We start from the raw sequence: 19,336 nt of genomic DNA on the forward strand, positions 1-19,336 counted from the left end.
CAAGCAAAGGCTGGATTCACCCAAATTTTCTTACAGCGCGTCCCAAAACCCCAGTTACTTTGTCAGAAAGATCAAGTTGCAAGGTTCTGTCTCAGTTTTGGGACAGAACCTTATATCGAACTCACGTTAAATTACGTATAGAATATAATTTCTATACATAGGATTATTTCATGATTACTAAATTAACTTTATCTATCGAAAAGACCGTTATGGAAAAGGCCAAAAAATACGCGCAGAAGAGGCATAAAAGTTTATCGAATATTATCGCAAATGATGAGAGTTGTTGAAAAATTAATTCTCCATCTGCTTCTGTTTTACGATCGATAGAAATAGTTTTGTTAATCTGAATTTTTTCAACAACTCTATTTATCCGAATTAACAAAAGAATCCGAGCGTGGACAAACAACGAAAACAAAAATTCAGGATTTAGCTTCAATAACAAAAAATTTGGCAAGGTTTTTAAAAGGTAAAGAACACATGAGCCGCAAAGAAACTTTACATAAAGTAAAGTCCCTTCAAACATTAATCAATATATTCAGTGTTGATGATAAGATAATCGGTTTGGCATCCGGTTCATATATCAAAGATTTTGCGGATTCAATACAATATCACCTGGCAAAAAAAGAAGGCGCTGGTATTTTTTTAACTATAAATAAAAAAGATTATCCCAAACACGACCTTTCAATTTTAAACTGCGAAGAATTTATAAAATTGTTTCGATAATAGTTTCTACCGGCGCTTGAACTCGCAAAAAATTGTCTCATTTCGGTAAGTAAAAGACAAAACTAGGAAATAAATTATTCCATAGTTTTCCATAAATGAGAGTATTGTCGAAAGGAATGCGTTGCAATTCGATTTCTGAAATTTTTTGAATTGATAGATTATCACGATTTTATGGATACCTTTATAAAATCAAAAAACGACAGGACGATATAAAAAATTCCTATACGAAACTGCTGTTTTTACGACATTCGAAAATTCTAAAATCTATTTTACAAAGATCTCTTAGAATGATACGCTTTTCAAACCTTGCACAATGACTTTCATATACCGTAAGGACAAGACCGATTAAATTCTTTCTTTAATCAAACCTTCTCCCGACTTCAGGGAAAGAATGCGATAACGCAAAAATGTATTACAGGTAGCCTCCTCCGCGTAACGAACCAAATCGTAGTCTGGTCTCGGAGAACGAAAAAAATTGGAATGCAGAAGCCTTTCCAAAATTTCTTTTTGAATGTGCGCCCTTGCCTCGGTTCTTCGAAAATACTCGGAAGGAATAATAATTTCGTTCTTATAAGACAAAATATTGTTCCGATAAACGGCGACCGTAACCCGGATGCGGTACGTTTCAACAGGTTTCGAGGGAGAAAATTCCATAAGCAATTTGTATTCGAAGATATATTTGTACTATCGGAGACTATAACCCCGAAATCAAATCCGTTCGGAGAAAATACGAGAAAGAAAGTCGTAAAAAAGGAGAGGACTGGACGAGAACGGCCTACAAAATTGCCTTAGGTAAAGAGGAAACCGGCTTATAATCGGAATTCTTAACTAGAATGAATTTTAGATACAATCACACACCCTTCGGTTATAAAAGAAGACAAACCAGAGAAGTTAAAGTCGGAGACGTCAAAATTGGGGGAAATAATCCGATCGTCATTCAATCGATGATCAATAGTGATACGACCGATACGAAAGGGACAGTAAAACAAATTCTCGAGTTAGAACGCACGGGCTGCGAAATTGTAAGACTTACAGTTCCGTCACAAGTGGATGCGGACAATCTTCCTTCGATCCGACAAGAACTTAAAAAGGTGGGAAGCAAAATCCCCCTCGTTGCTGATATTCATTTTACTCCCAGCGTCGCAATGAAAGCGGTCGAGTATGTGGAAAAGGTGAGAATCAATCCTGGTAATTTTGCGGATAAGAAAAAATTCGCAGTGAGAGATTATACGGATTCGGAGTACAACGAAGAATTAGAAAGGATTTCGGCGACATTTTCCCCTCTCGTTCTGCGTTGCAAGGAACTCGGAGTCTCAATGAGAATCGGTACTAATCACGGTTCTCTTTCCGATCGAATTATGAATCGGTACGGAGACACTCCGCAAGGAATGGTGGAGTCCGCACTCGAATTTATCCGGATTGCTGAAAGTTTAAATTATTATGATATTGTTGTAAGCATGAAAGCCTCAAATCCGCAGGTGATGGTTCAGGCATACAGAATGCTCGCTTCAAGGTTTAACGAACTGAAAATGGATTACCCTCTTCACTTGGGAGTCACCGAAGCGGGGGACGGTAAGGACGGCAGAATCAAATCCGCCATCGGAATCGGTTCCCTCTTGGAAGACGGACTCGGAGATACAATTCGAGTTTCCCTCACCGAAGACCCGGTTTTGGAAATTCCCGTCGCAAGACTCCTCGCGGAGAAATTCAACAAAAGAATCGTAAAACCCGAACCAGTAAGAGGTTACTCTGAATTTAGAAATCCATTTACTTACGAAAGATTTTACAGTAGCGAAATCAAAGTCGGAACGTTCGAAGCCGGAGAAAATCATCCTGTTCGGGTGGAGACCGTTTTGCCTTTCGAGAATTCCAACTCATTCTTAGCAAACATCGCAAAACTCTATCAGTACGGAAAATCTCTTTCGATCGAACCGGAAAGTATCTTAATAGATTCCCCTTCTCCCGATCAGTTGAAAGAAATTTCCGAAGCCGCGGCCGCACTTTCAACCCCCGTGGGAATACTTCTCGGAAAGAATGTCTCTTTAAACGAAAAACTCCAAAATGAATTAAGGGGATTCCCGAAAATCGTGTTTGATCCGTTTCTTCAGTTTCAAGACGGAAAAAAAATGTTATCCTTTTTGAAAGAAAGACAAAACGCGGGACTTTATACGGAAATTCATACGAGTGGAGCAAAAATAGAATCCCTCAAGGGCCTTCCGGAAACGTTATCTGAAATTGGAATCAAAAACGTCCTGTTTTCGATCGAATCGAAAGAAATTCTTTACGATTACAGAAAACTCGGAAGCATTCTGAGCCAATACGAGTTCCCGATCTTACTTCACGGTTCTTTCTCAAATCCGGAAGAAGCTTTGTACGATTCCGCAATCGGTATCGGAGGTCTTCTGATCGACGGAATTGGTGATCTAATCCGAATCAAAACTCCCAAGATGAAAGATATCGAGGAAATCTTCCAACTTTCTTATGATCTCTTGCAGGGAACCAGACTTCGTTTAACAAAAACGGAATATATTTCCTGTCCTTCCTGCGGACGGACTCTCTTCAACCTCCAAGAAACAACCGCAAGAATCAAGTCCAGAACCGGACATCTCAAAGGCGTAAAAATCGCCGTGATGGGTTGTATCGTAAACGGCCCTGGTGAAATGGCGGACGCGGATTTCGGTTACGTGGGTGCAGGCCCGGGCAAAGTACATCTCTATCGTGGAAAAGAAATCGTTATGAAAAACGTTCCGAGCGAAGTTGCGGACGAAAAACTCGTGGAACTCATAAAAAAACATGGACTGTGGCAGGATATTACAAACGTTTAAGGTAATTTGCACATGATTTTTTGATCGAACAGATTCAAGAAAGTAAAGATTAGAATAACGGAAATAATCCTAAAAACAGAGAATTAAACCGATTGTCTTGAATCTTGGGAATTTAGTTATGATGGGCAAGACTCTATAAAATACGAATCTCATTTAAATTTAAGACACAAAATCCTACAAATCGACAATTTCACCTACGGCCCAAATTTTAAGCGGAATAATCGAATCTTTTTTTTCAGAATGTAATTTCTTCAGGTAAAGAGCTGCTTCGAACGGACGATCGTCTCCAAGGGTAAAAGTCCCCCAATGAATCGGAAGAAAGAGGGAAGAACGAAGAATAGTGCTTGCCTCCAAGGCTTCTTTCGGTCCGATATGAGCAGGTTCCATAAACCATCTCGGTTTAAAAGCTCCGATCGGAAGTAGGGTAGCAGTAAAACCCTGAGGGAATCGTTCCCCGATTTCAGAAAAGTGTTTTGAGAAACCGGTGTCTCCACCAAAGTATATTCTAATATTCTCAAATTCGAATGCGTAACTCCCCCAGTGATATTGATTCATATCGGTCAGCCCCATTCTACTCCAATGTTTTGCGGGAAGAAAATGTATCTTGGTTCCGGCATATTCGGAAACTGTCCACCATTCTTGGATAACAGTATTTTCAAAACCTTCATCTTTTGCAAATTCCCTCATTCCGGAAGGAAGGTGAATGGTAACCTCCGGAAATAGTTTCTGAATCTTTTTGATGGAATCGATATCCAAATGGTCTCTGTGTGCATGACTGATCGATACGATGTCTACTCCTGGAAGATTTTCCGGTTGAATCGGTAATTCCGTAAGTCGTTTAACAAAAGGAGGAACTCCCGTAAAAATTGGATCGGTAATAATGTGCGTTCTCTTTCCGTGAAAATTAGTTGCAATCCATACGGTTGCGTGCCCGAGCCAGATGATTCTCACCTTACCTGGCGGTGCGAGAAAATCCTCTTTCTTTCTTGAAATCACTGCCGGAATTTTTTCCACGTTTCCTTCCACCGCAGGCGGATCCGCGGGACCTAAAATTTTCCAGCGAAGGACCGAAAAGAAACTCTTATTCAATCTTTCGTCTTCTTCGACATTGTGATACTTCCCGTCTTGAAAATGGGGGGAACGGATTCTTTCCGGATCGATCGGAAAGCAACTTTGGAAAAGAAAAACAATCGTTAAGAAAAGTAGGAAATTATTCATAAAGTTAAATCAATCGTTTCATTCCGAACTTTCATCAAATTTCGAAGTTTTTAGAAATTCTACGAACTTCTTCCGAAAAGATTTAAAACCGATCCGAAACCCTTGTTTTGATTTTGACAAGGTTTTATTTTTATCCGTTTCGACAAACAGTTTCGCAAAAAGTTTTTCGGAAATGAAACCATATGTTCCATCCCAAAAAAATTGGATGAAAATTTTTTTAGAAGAAAGTTCTACTTACACAATATGGCGCCCTTTCTGGCTATTCAGAGGACTGATGACAGACGAACTTCGCGTTCAGAAGACAGAAGACTGACGAACTCGCTTCGCTCGTTCTAGACAGAGGACAGAAAGAAACGGGGGAGTTATTGCATCGCGGATTTAGAATGCAGTTTGTGGAGACAAAAAAACGAACAAAAGAACCTGCATTAGCAAAACGAACTGCTTTTCGAAGAAAAGTCTTCAGTCCTCTGAATGTAGAAGCGCCATACCAGTCTACTCGAAAGCCAACAAATAGCCAATTTGTGAAAAATTCACGAGGATATTTCTACGAAGTTTTGGGACAAGTTCTGATATGAACACTACTAAGAAATACAAAAAAGATATTTCCCTTGAAACAAATTTTTTGACAACTTTCGGGACTTTTTACTCTCCCTGAAAAATCCGAAAACTCATAAATCAATTTGATTGTCAAAAGGGCGTTTTTCTACATTCTGTCGCTTAATGTCCTATAACCACAAAAATGTCCTAGATACGGAACAGTTTTCTAAATCGGATCTCGACTTCCTCATCAAGAAAATCAGGGATATGGAGCACCTCGTCGAACAGCACAAGGCGTTCGGAATCTTAACCGGTAAACTTTTAGCCTCCCTCTTTTTCGAGGCTTCAACAAGAACTAGACTTTCTTTCGAAGCGGCGATGGAACGCCTCGGAGGTAGAGTGATCTCCACCGTCGGTTTTCAGTTTTCCTCGATTTCCAAAGGAGAAACGTTATATGACACCATGAAAATGGTAGAAGCTTACGCGGACATCGCGGTGATTCGTCATCCCGTCGAAGGCTCTTCTAGAATCGCGGCCGGAGCGGTAAAAATTCCGGTCATCAACGCGGGGGACGGAGCAGGACAACACCCTACTCAGGCGATTCTGGATCTTTATACGATCATTTCCGAAAAAGGAACGTTAGACGGATTGGCGGTCGCTTTTATCGGAGATTTGAAGTATGGAAGAACGATTCATTCGCTTATCAACCTTCTCAGGCACTACAAGGTTCGTCTGTATCTGATTTCTCCTCTAGAACTCACTTTACCCGATTCGTACAAAAAAGGTCTGGAAGGTTATCCTCTCACTCTGGAAGAAACAACCGACATCAAAGCCGTCTGGGACTGTGACGTCGCTTATGTAACTCGAATTCAGGAAGAAAGATTTCCTGATCACAAGGAATACGAAAGGCTCAAGGATCTTTTTAGGATCAACAAGGAGTTGATTCTTGCTTCCAAGAAAAAAACCACGATTCTTCACCCTCTTCCGAGAGTGAACGAACTTTCCACGGACGTGGACGATTTGCCGAATGCGGCATATTTCAGACAAGCAAGATACGGAGTCGTAAGTCGTATGACCCTACTTTGTCTTTGTTTAGGACAGGACTTCTGAATATTCTTGGAACGGAAACTCTGGACATACGAAGAGGCCCGTAAAATTCTACCCGTAATCAGGGAGATTACGGAAGAATATCATACTTATGTGTCAGAACTAACCGTTCCACTTAGGGAAAAAATCCTTCCCGAAAATGAAATGGAAAACATAGAGGAAGAAGTTCGAAAGCTGATACTCGAATGGTCTTCTAAAATTCAAGAATACGGAATCGAAGTCAAAGGACTTTGGCTTATCGATTTCGACAACGGACACGGATATTATTGCTGGCACCTCGGAGAAGAGGACCTTCTTTACGAACACGGTTACGAAGAAGGTTTTGCCGGAAGAAAACCAATCGATAGGAATAAAGAAAATGGCGAACATCAATGAGAATTATTTAAAATTAAAAGCGGGATATTTGTTTCCTGAAATTTCGAAACGCGTAAAGACTTACTCCGAAAAAAACCCTTCCGCGAAAATCATCCGCTTGGGAATCGGAGACGTAACTCTTCCGATCGTTCCTTCGGTCGTCGACGCGATGATCGCGGCTTCCAAAGAAATGGGAACCGTCGGAGGCTTTCACGGTTACGGACCGGAACAAGGATATTCCTTTTTGCTAAAGTCGATTGCCAATAACGACTACGGTTCCCTCGGAATCAAAATCGACGAAAGCGAGATCTTCGTTTCCGACGGATCTAAATGCGATTGTGGTAATATTCAAGAAATCTTTTCCACCGATGCGAAGATCGCCGTCGCCGATCCCGTTTATCCCGTGTATGTGGATACCAACGTAATGGCCGGAAGAACGGGCGAGATCGGTGCGGACGGAAGATATTCCAATCTGATCTATATGCCCGCGACCAAAGAGAACGGATTTCAACCGGAGATCCCGAAAGAAAAAGCGGACATCATCTATCTTTGTTATCCGAACAACCCGACCGGAACCGTGACCACAAAAGAAGCCCTCAGGGCTTGGGTGGAATATGCGAAGAAAAACAATTCCATCATTCTTTACGATTCCGCATACGAGGCATTCATCAGCGAGCCGGGCGTTCCCCGTTCGATCTATGAAGTTGCAGGAGCCAAAGAAGTTGCGATCGAATTCCGCTCCTTCTCCAAAACCGCGGGATTTACAGGATTACGTTGTGCTTATATAGTGATTCCAAAAGAACTCAAAGGCAGGACTCGCGGCGGAGAAGAAGTCAGCATCAATTCTCTTTGGAGTAGAAGACATACGACGAAGTTCAACGGGGTTTCGTATGTGACTCAAAAAGGTGCGGAAGCTTGTTATTCTCCTCAAGGAAAAAAAGAAATCCAAGCTTCGATCGCGTATTATATGTCGAACGCCACGAAAATCCGCGAAGGTTTGAAAAAAGCGGGTTACGAAGTGTTCGGAGGAGTCAACGCCCCTTACATTTGGTTGAAAACTTCGGACAATCTTTCTTCTTGGGATTTCTTTGATAGACTTTTAGATAAAGCACAAGTGGTCGGAACTCCGGGCTCCGGTTTTGGTCCTGCGGGAGAAGGTTATTTCCGTCTCAGCGCCTTCGGAAAAAAAGAAGACGTGGAAGAAGCGATTGCACGAATTTCTTCTCTTTGAAGTTCAATCGAGAAGATCTAAATTCTCAAATCTTTATATGATTTTTAAAAAGTAGGAACTCTTACTTTTTAAAAATCGATCCTTTGAAAAGCTCTTGGCACGAATTTGCGGGAGTTTGTGCGACATTTATTTTAAGAATAGATTTACAAAGTTCAGATTCCAACTTGTTTTTAGAAAAATGAATCCTGTTCTTACGTCGAACTTACGTTAAACTATATAAAAGGAACCTCTATAAAACAAAGAACAACAGAACATTATAGAGAATTCTTTCGAGAAACCACTGTTTTACGACATTCAAGAATTTTAAAATGTATTTTATAGAGACTCCCTTAAGAAATACCAAGAGTTTGTCCCAAAACTGTCTTCTGTAGGAGTGGCATTGCCGCGACACTGTCCTCAGTCCTCTGAATGTAGGAGTTCCGACATCTGAGGTTTTGGGACAAGCTCTAAAATCTATCTCAGAAATAATTTATCATGCTATGAAACCACACAAACCTAAGTAATGAATTTTTGAGACAGATTTCATTTCGAAGATGAAACTTCGACCTTACACTCGAACTCATGAAAAGAATACCATAGTAAAAGTTTGTTTCAAAAGATAGAATGTTGATCTTCTTCAAAAAACCGACAATTTCCAGATTCAATGCAATTTTGTGAAGAATCTTTTCTCGAAACCAAGATTTGGATCTTAAAAAAGAGAGGAATTTTCTTGCAGACCGGAAAATAAGAGTATTCTGACGCCAAATCGGCACTTGGAAACGACCATTTTTCATGAAAATAGAAACCCTCTATAGATATTTTCTAATCACACCAGCAACACATCTTCCGGTCGTGGACGAGTCTGGAGATCTTATCGGGCTTTTATCCCGCAAATTGATACAGATGGAAATGGCGGACTTGAGTTCGTCCGAGCAAGAATACACACGGCTTCCGAAAAATTTTCTAGAAACTGAAATTCCCGAATCTTTCTTTCAATACTTCCAGAGACAAAAATCGATCCCGGTTTTAACCCTAACAGGTGAAAAAAAAGAAGAATGGGACAAAGTTCAAGTCATGGCCGGACTTGGAAAACTCATTTCCGAAAATCGTTCGAGCCCGGAACCCGTAACCGAACCGAAAAAACAAGAGCAAGAGCAGAGTTCCCGCTTTTGGTTCATGGAACTTATCCTACAAAATCTTCCGGATGGACTTTTAGCTACCGATTTGGAAGGGAACTCCGTCTTTTACAACGAAACATTCGAACAGAGTATTCTACCCAAAAAATACTTTCGAGATTCGATCCTTCAGGCAGAACGATTACTTAAGGAGATGAGTAAGAATCTTTTAGCCGATTATCTAAAATCCAATGAACTTCGTTTGGACGGAAGCACGCCTTTTTCCCTACAAACCTATATAACAGAGATTGAGTGTAACGTAAGAATCATCGTTCTCAAACAAAACTCTAAGATCGCAGGATATCTCTATCATTTCATCACTCCTCGCGCCGTTTTAGGTCGTCAGAACGAAAGCGGTTTGGAATTTCCTTCCGTGAGCGACGCCTTCTTTCAAAAACTTCCATTGGAAACGATGCTGAAAGAAGTCGAAAGTGCGTTTATCTTCCATTCCTTAAAAGCCAATCAAGACAATATATCACATACAGCGCTCCAATTGGGCATACCTCGAACAACCCTTCAAAATAGAATTAAATTCTTAGATCTCCAAAGTCGTTACACTCTTTCCAGGGAAAATTCAATTCCCCGTAAAAAAGCTGTCCCGCCGCACCATTCAGAAGAAAAACCGGAGACCCATACGAAAAACCCCAAAAGTTCCGCTTCTTCAAAACAAGTCCCGGTCACTTCCAAAAAATCAGGAAAGAGCACATCAAAAGACAATGTACGAACCAAGAAGAAATCCACTTCAAAAACCGCCTCTTTGAAACAAACTGCAAAAAAAAGAAAACCTCGTTGAATAATTTCGTTGACAGCTTCCGCCTGCAACCGTTATCTCATGGTTAGAGCCGATCTAACCGATCTCTTCTCCACTCTGTATTCTCAAAAATAAAATCTCAAAAAGGCGAATCCTTCCCTTTTTAAAAATTCAAGTAGCTCCTAATATGGCAACAGTAAGACGAGACAATAAAAACAAACACCACAACCAAAATAATAACTACAGTCAAAACGAAACCACCGGTTCTATCGAAGAAGAAAGTGCCGGACAGGAATCCCAAGACCTTGAATCTTCCGATAACGCGGATCATAGATCCCGTAAACGCAAGCGAGGCGGCTACGAAGGTCCGACTCCGGCTCCCATCGATCTTGTAGAACTCAAGAAAAAAGCGATCGCTGACTTAATTGAAGTTGCTAAAGGTCTCGGGGTCGAGAACACGAGCGGTCTCAAAAAACAGAACTTGATCTTTGCCATTCTACAAGCTCAGGCGGAAAGAGATGGCCAAGTACACGCCGCTGGTGTGATGGAAAAACTTCCGGACGGTTACGGTTTTTTAAGATCTCCCGACTATAACTATGTTCCTGGTCCGGATGATATTTATGTTTCTCCTTCTCAAATTAAACTCTTCGGTTTAAGAACCGGGGACACAGTAGAAGGACAAATCCGTCCTCCGAAAGAATCCGAAAGATTCTTTGCGATGCTCCGTGTGGAAACCGTCAACGGTTATACTCCCGATGTCGCAGGTAAACGTGCTCTCTTCGATAATTTGACTCCTTTGTATCCGAATGAAAGGCTCAAGATGGAATACGATCCCTCCATGCTCGATACGAGAATTTTGGATCTCATGTGTCCGATTGGAAAAGGACAAAGAGCTCTCATCGTAGCTCCTCCGAGAACCGGTAAGACGATTCTAATGCAAAATATCGCAAACGCGATCACTTCCAATCATCCGGAATGCACCTTAATCGTGCTTTTGATCGACGAACGTCCGGAAGAAGTAACCGACATGGCACGCCACGTACGCGGAGAGGTAGTTTCCTCGACATTCGACGAACCGGCACAAAGGCACGTTCAGGTTGCGGAGATGGTCATTGAAAAAGCCAAAAGACTTGTGGAACACGGAAAGGACGTAGTCATTCTTTTAGATTCGATCACCCGATTGGCAAGAGCCTACAATCAGGTAATCCCGACTTCCGGAAAAATTCTTTCGGGCGGCGTGGATTCCAACGCTCTTCATAAACCGAAACGATTCTTCGGAGCTGCAAGAAACATAGAAGAAGGTGGCTCTCTCACAATCATCGCCACCGCATTGATCGATACCGGATCCAAAATGGACGAGGTAATCTTCGAAGAATTCAAAGGAACCGGAAACATGGAAATCCATCTAGATCGAAAACTTTCCGACAAACGGATTTTCCCAGCCATTGACATCAACAAGTCCGGAACCCGTAAGGAAGAGCTCCTTATCACCAAAGATGTTCTTCAGAAAGTGTTCGTTCTGAGAAAAGTACTTTCTCCCATGAGTATTACGGAAAGCATGGAATTATTGCTGGAAAAAATGAGGCTTTCTAAAACCAACGATGCCTTTTTGGCCAGCATGAACACCCAGTAAACGCATCAACAAAGGAATTTATGAAAACCGAAATTCATCCAAACTATAAAGCGGCCAAAATCAGCTGTGCGTCCTGTGGAACCGTCTACGAAACCAGAACTTCCATCGGCGATATCAATATCGAGATCTGCTCTGCTTGCCACCCATTTTTTACCGGAAAATCTAAACTCGTGGATACTACCGGTCGAGTAGACAAGTTCAAGAAAAAATATAAGATGCAGTGAGTTTCCGAACTCTTCCTCTTTTTTATGCCGTCTAAAAACCGGGCAGGAGAATTCCGATGAGTGTAATGGACTTTGCACGGTACAAACAAATCAACGATGATAGACTTAACTATCGAGAAATGGAAGACGCGACCGTAGTCTCTAATTATAGGAACGTAGGTTGCGGAGATGGTTACCGCATTTATCTCAAAATAGATTCCTCGGAAAAAGTCACCGATGCAAGTTATACCACAACCGGTTGTGGTTTTGGAATCGTCGCTCTTGCGATGGCTACCGAATTTGCCAAAGGCAAAACAGTCCAAGAATTGAAAGACGTAACTCCGGCCGACATTGAAAAGATGTTCGAGTTTCCGGAACGTAGAAAGAATTACCCGGAATCCGCAGTGGCCGCTCTTTTACAAGCGGTAAAAGACTATGAAAGCGGGGAAGGCGTGCCCAAGGAAAAAAGAATCACTGCCGGGAAAGCTTTGGAAATTCTGAAAGAAAAAGGCTCTCTCAGAGGGGAAGATCTTTCCAGCATCATATTAGAAAAACTTAAATTTGATGGAGTGGATTTCAGCGGAGCCAATCTCGGACACGCGTTCCTTCAAAATTCTTCCTTTGTGGGCGCAAACTTTGAAGGCGCCAAACTCAGAGGCTCCTTTTTAAACAATGCCGATCTTAGAAACGCGAATTTCAGAGGAGCCGATCTTCGCTGGGCAAAACTCGCGGGCGCGAACGTGGAAGGAGCGGATTTTACAGATGCGATCTACGACATCGGAACGCGCCTAGATCAAAAACAAATCCACCTGTTTAGCGTGATGAAAAAAGAAGGAAAAGATCTTTACCTGAACAAAGAAGCGGAATGAAGTCGGACGACAAAGTTAAAATCCCTAGTTATATTTCAGAAAAATCTTCGCGCAACGATCCTACTGACTTTATTTTTTCAAAAGAACTCTTTTTTCCAATTATTTATCTGGTCGCCGCGTTTGAAATTATAACAAGAATCCTATTTCAGGAAAACGGGTTGATTGTATTGTATCATTGGATTATTTCCGGAGAAAATCTATTGATCCCGGTTTTCCTCATAATCCCTGTTCTTCTTGTTATAGCGATAATCGCACAACAGTGTAAAACAATATACTTGATAAAGAAAGGAAACCTTGGTTTTTACATTTTTATCGGCGATAGGCTGCATGAAGGCGCTTTAGTGTATGCGGAGAACGATCCGAGTAAAAATATATTATTTGCCCCCGAAATAAATTCACATCATCCTTCGCCTTACTTTAACGAACTTTATAAAAAATTAATACTCCTTAAAGAACCCTCCGGAACATTACGTAAAGCAGATAACCCAAACATAATCGCTCTTATTATAGGTCAGATTATAGTATCCTTAGCTACATTGTCTTTTTCATTTGCGGGAGTTTGTATAATTCTAAAAACGTACGCTTATACCCAATTGCCGTTAGGTGACACATTCGCTTCATTAGATCATGGTCCCAATCTTGGAGATTTTCTTCCGTTTCTTTCCATTCTTTTGCCATTCTTATTTTTCATTTTATTTTCCGTGGCATCATTCTTCGTTGCGAGTTTTATTTGGATAAAAGTAAAGATTCGAAATTTTACCAATACACAAAAGAATAAAGACGATTCCTCCTTTCTTCCTCGTGATATAAAAAACGGTGCTATTTTTACGGGGCGGATCTTAAAAAGTGTAACGGAAAGAGGTGGTTCCTCTGATAAAACCTTTTCTGAAAAACACCAAATTTATCTGATTGAGTTTACCGATGTTTTTAATACACCCGTATACATTAATTATCACATTATAGGGGAAAACGGCTCGCAAAAACAGCCATGGGGACAAAAAACGAAGCTGAAACAGACCCTTGATAATTGGAAAAAAACAGGGGAACACGTTACGTTTAAAATTATTCCCGACGGTGAACTCTTAACTGTGGCTCCTGTATTATAAAATTTTACGGGCTTAATTATGTTTTGTCGAATCGAATTGAATTTTTCGATAAGTTTTGAATAATAAACCAATCTGGAATATTAGAATTTTTATTTATTCTTCATGAAGGATTAAACAAAGAGGCGGAATGAAACCGGGAGACAAAGTTAAAATCATCAAGCGCACCTTCCTTCATAATGGAATTTTCGTTCACACAAACACAATCGTAGAAGTGATTTCCTTTGATAACGACAAGCTCGTCGTTCTCTTTCATGATAAAGAAGGATTTACCCACAACATCGAATCCCTGACACCGGCCGATGTTGTCCTCGTTTAGAGCAAGATTTACAGCCGTAAAAATTCTCTTTGTTCCCTATGTTCTCTTTCTCTTCTACGTTTTTCCTTTTCTTGCCTGAGCAATTCCTCAGACATCCGTTTCTGCTTTTTTACTTCTGAGAAAGAACGACCATCATGTTCGGATTCCGAGTTAAACTCTGAATTCTTGAATTCTTCATTCTTCTTGCTTACGTTAGGATCAGATACTTTTTGAACCTTGTCGGAATCGTAATTCTGTTTTTGAGTATGACTTTCGGAGCTGGAATCTAATTTAATCGATGAACTTGAATTTGCAATCGTTGACTTTTGAAGGGATTCGGTGGTTTGAATATCCGCCGCGACAGGAAATAATTTCTCAAATCCGTCTAAGGATTTTTTAGGCAGCATCGGCAACGGATTACTCGGGTCGACGTTGACGCTACCCGAAAGAATCGAGTATTCGAGAGTCTTTTGGTTTTTCTTTTTTTCTACGTTTACGACTCCTTCCACGAGTTTCAGAACTCCGTCACCGGAGCGAATCCCAAGAGAAGAAGTATTTTCTTTACTATTCGGTTTTCTCGTAATTTGTAGGCCACCCGCGGAAATTTCCAAATTTGCCCGATTATCCAAATAGTCGATAAAAATCATGGAATTTTCCGCAATCGTAATCTCACTTCCATCCAAAAGTCTGATTTTTGCCTGAGAATTTTCGGAGGTTAAAATTGTATCTCTGTTTTGGAGTGAATTCCCGGTTTCAATTTCTTTCCAGACTACTTCGGAGTCGTATTTTCTTTTGACCGTATTGGATTTATAAAGAATACTCCCGATGACTTCTTGTGAACCTTGAGAACCGTATCGAGTATAATCATATATAAATACTCCGGTAAATACTACGATATTGAATATAAGAAGAAATAGAATTGGCTTATCGCCTGAAAAAAATCGCTCCTTCATATTATCTAGACCTGCCCGATTTGAAATCCATCCCAATTTGCTTTCGCAGTTCCTTAAGATTTTTAGGACAAGTTTTATCTTTAGAATGTCCTAAAACCGCGTAGATAGTTTGTAGAGATTTTTTTCCCTTCACCTGGATCGGTTTTAGTTTTGTCACTTTGAAAACTCCTTTTACTTTTTCGTAGGAGTTCCCAGTAATTAAGATATCCGCTCCGAATACTTTCGTCAAAGATTCCACTCTAGAGGCAAGGTTTACCGCATCCCCAATGACCGTATACTCGAGTCTATCTTCGGAGCCGATCTGCCCCGCAATGACTTCTCCGGTGTTGATTCCGATGCCGATAAAAATTTTTGGTCTTTTATCGGTTCCGCGCCCTTTGTTGAATTCAACCAGACTCTTACGCATATCAAGTGCGGCCAGAATCGCCTTTTCGGTGTCAGAATCCTTATGACCTAATTCTCCCCAAACAGCCATGATCGCATCGCCTATGTATTTGTTGATGTTCCCCTCATGCTTCTTGATACATTTTACCATCGCGGTAAAATACTGATTTAAAAATTCAACAACTAGTTCCGGTTCGATTTTTTCTGAGATGGAAGTGAAACTTCGGATATCGGAAAATAAAATCGCACACTCCCGTTTGTCTCCTCCAAGTTTAACTTCTCCCTTGAGGACCATCTCGGCAATATCCTTGTTTACGAATTTTCCGAAAGCATCCTTCATCTTATCCCGATCGGACAACCCTTTACCCATTTTCACAAAGGAAGAAGTAAGTCTTCCGATTTCGTCTCCCGATTCCGGTTTTAGATCAATGTGAAAGTTTCCACGTTCGATTTGTTTAGATGCATCTACGAGTTTTAGAATCGGCCTTGTAAGTCTTCTTGAATAAAAGAATACAAATAAAATCGAAATATTTACGACTACGATCATGAGATAGATATTTCTCTTCTGAATGTTATAAACCGCTTCAAAAGCCTTTTTTTCCGAGGTGCTAGAAATTACCCCCAACCCTGCATATCCGATCCTTCTAAAAGAACCCAGATAAAATTGATCGTCTTTTCCCTTATAACGAGTTTGTCCATTACTGATCGTACTTTCCAATAATTTCTTAACAATTGGATCGTCACTAAGATCGGTAGCTTGTAATACCAAATTCGAATCGGAATGTGCAACCAACTTTCCACCATCGTCTACCAGAAAAAACTGGGTAATTCCAGACGTTCTAAAAGAATCTAATATGGAATCCATTCTCACCAAAGAAACAAGCACGGCTGAATTAACCCCACTTCCGAGAACGATGGAAAGATATAACACAGGTCTGCGAAATTCCGAAGACACATTAAAAACCTGAGGTTTTCCAATTTGAGCTTTTTTCCATCTGTTTAAATATTTGCGTACAATTTTGTCCGCGTTATCGGGAGAAACTTTGAAATTTTTGAGAGTAGATTCGTTAGCGATTCGTTTAACCCCCGCATAATTCGGCCCTTCCTTTCTGAAAATTTTCAGATAAAAAATGTCTTCGTCATTTTGGAGAATATCGTCCGGCTCTTCCGAACCTGCAACGGACCTAGCAAGAAGCAAAGAACGTTTCGTAAGCGATGCCATATCGGAGCGCACTTTTTGGCTGATCACGTTGGTCAACTTCAAGTTATTTTCCTTAATACGGATTTCATTGTCCGACTTAAAAAAATACGTGGCGAGAGCGATGATCGATCCTAAAGAAACCAAAATGATGAATGAAATGATCACCATTAGTTTCTGGCGAATATTCCAGTTGTATAAATTGAATAATGAATTCATAACGTTTCCATTCGAGTTCTTTATCCGATAAAAGAGTCCTATTTCATTCGACAGAATTTATAAAACAACACTATTTTATAGATCCTTTTAAAATGATCGGATTTAGAAAGTTCAAAATCGAGTCATTCATTTCTTTGGACTATAATTTTTTAATTTATAATAAAAAAATAGAAATTATAAATCAGGAACATAACACTTTAGATGCGATTTTGTCTTTTGTATTATACCCAAAAACCACTTTTAAAAGGTTTTTGAAAAATTGTATCGAATTTAGTAACCTATTATTAAGAAGAAATCATGCTATGAAAGTAACAAACGAAAATCTTGCCTAACTTTATCTTAATGAGGCATGAAGTCAGAATCTATGGTTTTTCATCCAGCCGCCTATCGAAAACGAAAAGTTTTTCCCGACATACATCGATTTGTTGTTCGCACCAGAAAGTCAAAATAGCAGGCGACGTTTTGAGACAAGATTTAACCTAACGCAGTGCGACATCAAGGTGGAGATTCGGCCTTTCGAACCTCCTTATATCGAACTCACGTTAAAATATGTCAGATTACTTTTCTATAATTCATCAAACTATCTCTTTGTTGGCACACGGCGATTTTGAGTTATTTTTCCTCATTTTTTGAAAAATTTTTCTTTTTTACCTGGGTAAAATTGTAAAATTTTCACAAAAATCGAATCCGTTTCCGTTTCATTCTTTCTAAAATCAGCATTCGGCATGAATACTTGTTACTCAATTCCGATCGTAAAATCAGTTCGATTCCTCAAAAAGGTCGTTTCGAAACGACCACTCTTTCTAATTCCGAAAGATATCCGACTTCATTTTTCCAAAAAAAATTCGGAACTTCTTGCAAAAAAATCCTCAATTTTTGAAAATATATGGGAAGTTTTTTCTACTTCAAAACATCTCGATAAAAAAGCCGGACGAATCTTGTATCAACCCAGTCCGGGAAAATGAAAGATAAGACGAGTCAACGTTCGGGTGAACTTACAGGCTAAACTCTTTTAGGACTTTACATTTTCTTCGAAAAGCATTTCATTTTTCTAATGTAGTTCGCTTTTTGTCTCTGTAAGCTACATTCTAAATCCGTGATGTAACATTCCCCATTTCTTTCTGTCCTCTGTCTAGAACGAGCGAAGCGAAATTCGTCTATCACTCAGTCTTCTGAATGGGACAAGCTCTTCGTTCCTTCTGTCGGTTTTTTTGTTTTGTGGTTCATGCTTGCATCTAACCTTCGTTTTTCAAGCCCGGAAGGGCGCCATTTTGTCTAAATTAAAAGTTATATTATAATTTCTTAAAATACCATCCTCATTCCATCCGCCGATTCAAATGTCATAAAATCTCCATTTCGCCAAGAACTTACAAAGCCGAACCGAACAAACTATAGATCTTCATCACAATCTTTAATGCGATTGTAACAATACATCCGTTTTTCGGGTTGTAAGATTTTATAAAGATGAGAAGCGATCATCATCCTATAATACAAAAGGTTACAAAATGATTACAAGACTTTCGATATTTCTTATTTTGTTCGTATCACTCTTTTTAAACTCTCTTTTTGCGGACACCGTAAAAAACATGAAAACGAATGAAGTGATCGAAAACGTCAAAACGTCCGAAAACGAGCAAGGCATCCTTGTTGAATATGAGGACGGAATGAAACGGGGCTTTAAAAAGGAAACGATTACGATCGAAAAAAAAGAAATAACATGGGCAAAAAATGAAGAATCGAAGGAGGAAACGAAAGTAGATCGTTATTTCGCTTTGAGCTCGATGAGCTTACTCTTAATTCTATTCTTTGTACTTCCGTGAAAATTTCTTTGCCCCTTAATTCATATTCGAAGTTTTGGTCCTTCTTTCTAAAATATACGAAAGTTATGGGAATTATACCAATTTGTAACTTATACGTAACTCCTTTTACTTATCTTTACCTAAGACCTTCTACGGTTTATTCCCAAGGAGTATAAAATGGAATCAACTTTCTCTCAAAGGACTTCACTCTTCATCATAAGTGTAGCCTTATTACTTTCTTCTTTTGCAAATTGCAAAGAAGACAAACAAGACAACAATCTATTGATGGCTCTCATTCTTTTAACGGGAGCCAATGAAAATGCAGGAGCCGCAGTCTGCGACGGAATTTCCATTCAAGGCGGAAACACGGTTCTTTCGGGAAATATCACATCGAGTCAAAACTTTGCGGCTTACTCTTCCTCATCGATCAGCGGAATCGTAAAAGTAAAAAGCGGAGCAACTCTCACCTTCGAAAGAGGTTCTGTAATTTTCGGAACGGCAGGTTCCGCTCTGATCATAGAACCAGGTGCCAAGATCGTAACCAACGGAGATGCTAACGCTCCCGTATGTTTCACTTCCTCTAAAAATTCCGGCAACAGAGCACCGGGCGATTGGGGTGGAATTTTGATCGTAGGCGACGGTATAGGCTCCAGAGCAGCAGCACAAAACACGGAAGGTGGAACCGGTCTTCAATATAATAGCGGCACTAACGACAATGGAAACTCCGGCAGCCTTTCTTATACGATTGTCGAATTTGCAGGAAACGAAGTTTCACCC

Annotated in this window: 19 protein-coding genes (1 of these 19 only partly in view); 15 read left to right on the forward strand and 4 right to left on the reverse strand. The window is 40.2% G+C overall.

Annotated elements, in window-relative coordinates:
* The first annotated feature begins 209 nt into the window (after window positions 1–209).
* Window positions 210–287: a hypothetical protein gene (locus tag CLV95_RS19270; protein WP_230456577.1), complete on the forward strand. Its 78-nt coding sequence runs from the start codon at window positions 210–212 to the stop codon at window positions 285–287.
* A 190-nt stretch (window positions 288–477) separates the two neighbouring features.
* Window positions 478–723 carry a hypothetical protein gene (locus tag CLV95_RS19050; protein ID WP_002736054.1) on the forward strand — a complete coding sequence of 82 codons (246 nt, stop codon included), beginning with the start codon at window positions 478–480 and terminating at the stop codon, window positions 721–723.
* Window positions 724–1,068: 345 nt separating this feature from the next.
* Here the strand turns inward: CLV95_RS19050 and CLV95_RS05015 are convergent, their stop codons facing one another.
* A complete protein-coding gene (locus CLV95_RS05015; protein ID WP_002724984.1) occupies window positions 1,069–1,302 on the reverse strand; it encodes a hypothetical protein in 234 nt (77 codons plus the stop codon).
* 254 nt (window positions 1,303–1,556) lie between these two features.
* Between CLV95_RS05015 and ispG the strand changes: the two genes are divergently transcribed.
* Window positions 1,557–3,548: a (E)-4-hydroxy-3-methylbut-2-enyl-diphosphate synthase gene (ispG, locus tag CLV95_RS05020; protein WP_002725099.1), complete on the forward strand. Its 1,992-nt coding sequence runs from the start codon at window positions 1,557–1,559 to the stop codon at window positions 3,546–3,548.
* Window positions 3,549–3,722: 174 nt separating this feature from the next.
* Here the strand turns inward: ispG and CLV95_RS05025 are convergent, their stop codons facing one another.
* Window positions 3,723–4,766 (reverse strand): MBL fold metallo-hydrolase, encoded by a 1,044-nt coding sequence (locus CLV95_RS05025; protein WP_002735981.1) that lies wholly within the window; start codon window positions 4,764–4,766, stop codon window positions 3,723–3,725.
* Between the two features lie 720 nt (window positions 4,767–5,486).
* On the opposite strand from CLV95_RS05025, the gene pyrB reads away from it, so the two are divergent.
* The 9 genes from pyrB (at window position 5,487) to CLV95_RS05080 (ending at window position 14,027) form a co-directional block, all read left to right on the forward strand.
* A complete protein-coding gene (gene pyrB, locus CLV95_RS05035; RefSeq protein ID WP_002729713.1) occupies window positions 5,487–6,413 on the forward strand; it encodes an aspartate carbamoyltransferase in 927 nt (308 codons plus the stop codon).
* Between the two features lie 6 nt (window positions 6,414–6,419).
* Window positions 6,420–6,785 (forward strand): DUF2203 domain-containing protein, encoded by a 366-nt coding sequence (locus CLV95_RS05040; protein WP_002725123.1) that lies wholly within the window; start codon window positions 6,420–6,422, stop codon window positions 6,783–6,785.
* Complete coding sequence (locus tag CLV95_RS05045; RefSeq protein ID WP_002736061.1) at window positions 6,769–7,995, forward strand: LL-diaminopimelate aminotransferase; 1,227 nt, start codon at window positions 6,769–6,771, stop codon at window positions 7,993–7,995. Before CLV95_RS05040 ends, CLV95_RS05045 begins: the two co-directional genes overlap by 17 nt.
* A gap of 771 nt (window positions 7,996–8,766) precedes the next feature.
* On the forward strand, window positions 8,767–9,942 hold the full coding sequence (locus CLV95_RS05055) for a CBS domain-containing protein (RefSeq protein WP_002735976.1): 1,176 nt from the start codon (window positions 8,767–8,769) through the stop codon (window positions 9,940–9,942).
* 145 nt (window positions 9,943–10,087) lie between these two features.
* Window positions 10,088–11,533: a transcription termination factor Rho gene (gene rho, locus CLV95_RS05060; RefSeq protein WP_002725082.1), complete on the forward strand. Its 1,446-nt coding sequence runs from the start codon at window positions 10,088–10,090 to the stop codon at window positions 11,531–11,533.
* Window positions 11,534–11,553: 20 nt separating this feature from the next.
* A complete protein-coding gene (gene rpmE, locus CLV95_RS05065; protein ID WP_000845534.1) occupies window positions 11,554–11,757 on the forward strand; it encodes a 50S ribosomal protein L31 in 204 nt (67 codons plus the stop codon).
* A 56-nt stretch (window positions 11,758–11,813) separates the two neighbouring features.
* Window positions 11,814–12,605 (forward strand): pentapeptide repeat-containing protein, encoded by a 792-nt coding sequence (locus CLV95_RS05070; RefSeq protein ID WP_002725074.1) that lies wholly within the window; start codon window positions 11,814–11,816, stop codon window positions 12,603–12,605.
* On the forward strand, window positions 12,602–13,711 hold the full coding sequence (locus CLV95_RS05075) for a hypothetical protein (protein WP_002735929.1): 1,110 nt from the start codon (window positions 12,602–12,604) through the stop codon (window positions 13,709–13,711). The genes CLV95_RS05070 and CLV95_RS05075 overlap by 4 nt, the downstream gene beginning before the upstream one ends.
* 127 nt (window positions 13,712–13,838) lie before the next feature.
* Entirely contained in the window at window positions 13,839–14,027 is a 189-nt protein-coding gene (locus tag CLV95_RS05080; protein WP_011670744.1) for a hypothetical protein, read from the forward strand.
* An 8-nt stretch (window positions 14,028–14,035) separates the two neighbouring features.
* Here the strand turns inward: CLV95_RS05080 and CLV95_RS05085 are convergent, their stop codons facing one another.
* Window positions 14,036–14,959 carry a FecR family protein gene (locus CLV95_RS05085; protein ID WP_002725110.1) on the reverse strand — a complete coding sequence of 308 codons (924 nt, stop codon included), beginning with the start codon at window positions 14,957–14,959 and terminating at the stop codon, window positions 14,036–14,038.
* A gap of 1 nt (window position 14,960) precedes the next feature.
* Window positions 14,961–16,760, reverse strand: coding sequence for an adenylate/guanylate cyclase domain-containing protein (locus CLV95_RS05090; RefSeq protein ID WP_002725091.1), 1,800 nt, complete (start codon window positions 16,758–16,760; stop codon window positions 14,961–14,963).
* An 818-nt stretch (window positions 16,761–17,578) separates the two neighbouring features.
* On the opposite strand from CLV95_RS05090, the gene CLV95_RS20030 reads away from it, so the two are divergent.
* The 3 genes from CLV95_RS20030 to lipL48 all read left to right on the forward strand — a co-directional run.
* Window positions 17,579–17,725: a hypothetical protein gene (locus tag CLV95_RS20030; RefSeq protein WP_372509323.1), complete on the forward strand. Its 147-nt coding sequence runs from the start codon at window positions 17,579–17,581 to the stop codon at window positions 17,723–17,725.
* A gap of 540 nt (window positions 17,726–18,265) precedes the next feature.
* Complete coding sequence (locus CLV95_RS05105) at window positions 18,266–18,580, forward strand: LIMLP_04285 family protein (RefSeq protein ID WP_002735982.1); 315 nt, start codon at window positions 18,266–18,268, stop codon at window positions 18,578–18,580.
* A gap of 156 nt (window positions 18,581–18,736) precedes the next feature.
* A protein-coding gene (gene lipL48, locus CLV95_RS05110; RefSeq protein ID WP_107694883.1) for an oxidative stress response protein LipL48 crosses the window boundary here: on the forward strand, window positions 18,737–19,336 show its beginning. The gene runs 786 nt beyond the window's last position; only the first 600 of its 1,386 coding nucleotides appear in the window; the start codon lies at window positions 18,737–18,739; its stop codon lies off the right edge, out of view.

Origin of the sequence: Leptospira borgpetersenii serovar Javanica (assembly GCF_003046425.1) — a bacterium.
Lineage (GTDB): Bacteria > Spirochaetota > Leptospiria > Leptospirales > Leptospiraceae > Leptospira > Leptospira borgpetersenii.

What these genes read in the sequence shown, in the direction of transcription:
- rho (WP_002725082.1), top strand. Translation starts at nt 10,088, where the DNA reads ATGGCAACAGTAAGACGAGACAATAAAAACAAACACCACAACCAAAAT.
- ispG (WP_002725099.1), top strand. Translation starts at nt 1,557, where the DNA reads ATGAATTTTAGATACAATCACACACCCTTCGGTTATAAAAGAAGACAA.
- CLV95_RS05090 (WP_002725091.1), bottom strand. Translation starts at nt 16,760, where the DNA reads ATGAATTCATTATTCAATTTATACAACTGGAATATTCGCCAGAAACTA.
- CLV95_RS19050 (WP_002736054.1), top strand. Translation starts at nt 478, where the DNA reads ATGAGCCGCAAAGAAACTTTACATAAAGTAAAGTCCCTTCAAACATTA.
- CLV95_RS05045 (WP_002736061.1), top strand. Translation starts at nt 6,769, where the DNA reads ATGGCGAACATCAATGAGAATTATTTAAAATTAAAAGCGGGATATTTG.
- CLV95_RS05080 (WP_011670744.1), top strand. Translation starts at nt 13,839, where the DNA reads ATGAAACCGGGAGACAAAGTTAAAATCATCAAGCGCACCTTCCTTCAT.
- CLV95_RS05070 (WP_002725074.1), top strand. Translation starts at nt 11,814, where the DNA reads ATGAGTGTAATGGACTTTGCACGGTACAAACAAATCAACGATGATAGA.
- CLV95_RS05085 (WP_002725110.1), bottom strand. Translation starts at nt 14,959, where the DNA reads ATGAAGGAGCGATTTTTTTCAGGCGATAAGCCAATTCTATTTCTTCTT.
- CLV95_RS05055 (WP_002735976.1), top strand. Translation starts at nt 8,767, where the DNA reads ATGAAAATAGAAACCCTCTATAGATATTTTCTAATCACACCAGCAACA.
- CLV95_RS05025 (WP_002735981.1), bottom strand. Translation starts at nt 4,766, where the DNA reads ATGAATAATTTCCTACTTTTCTTAACGATTGTTTTTCTTTTCCAAAGT.
- rpmE (WP_000845534.1), top strand. Translation starts at nt 11,554, where the DNA reads ATGAAAACCGAAATTCATCCAAACTATAAAGCGGCCAAAATCAGCTGT.
- CLV95_RS19270 (WP_230456577.1), top strand. Translation starts at nt 210, where the DNA reads ATGGAAAAGGCCAAAAAATACGCGCAGAAGAGGCATAAAAGTTTATCG.
- pyrB (WP_002729713.1), top strand. Translation starts at nt 5,487, where the DNA reads ATGTCCTATAACCACAAAAATGTCCTAGATACGGAACAGTTTTCTAAA.
- CLV95_RS05105 (WP_002735982.1), top strand. Translation starts at nt 18,266, where the DNA reads ATGATTACAAGACTTTCGATATTTCTTATTTTGTTCGTATCACTCTTT.
- CLV95_RS05075 (WP_002735929.1), top strand. Translation starts at nt 12,602, where the DNA reads ATGAAGTCGGACGACAAAGTTAAAATCCCTAGTTATATTTCAGAAAAA.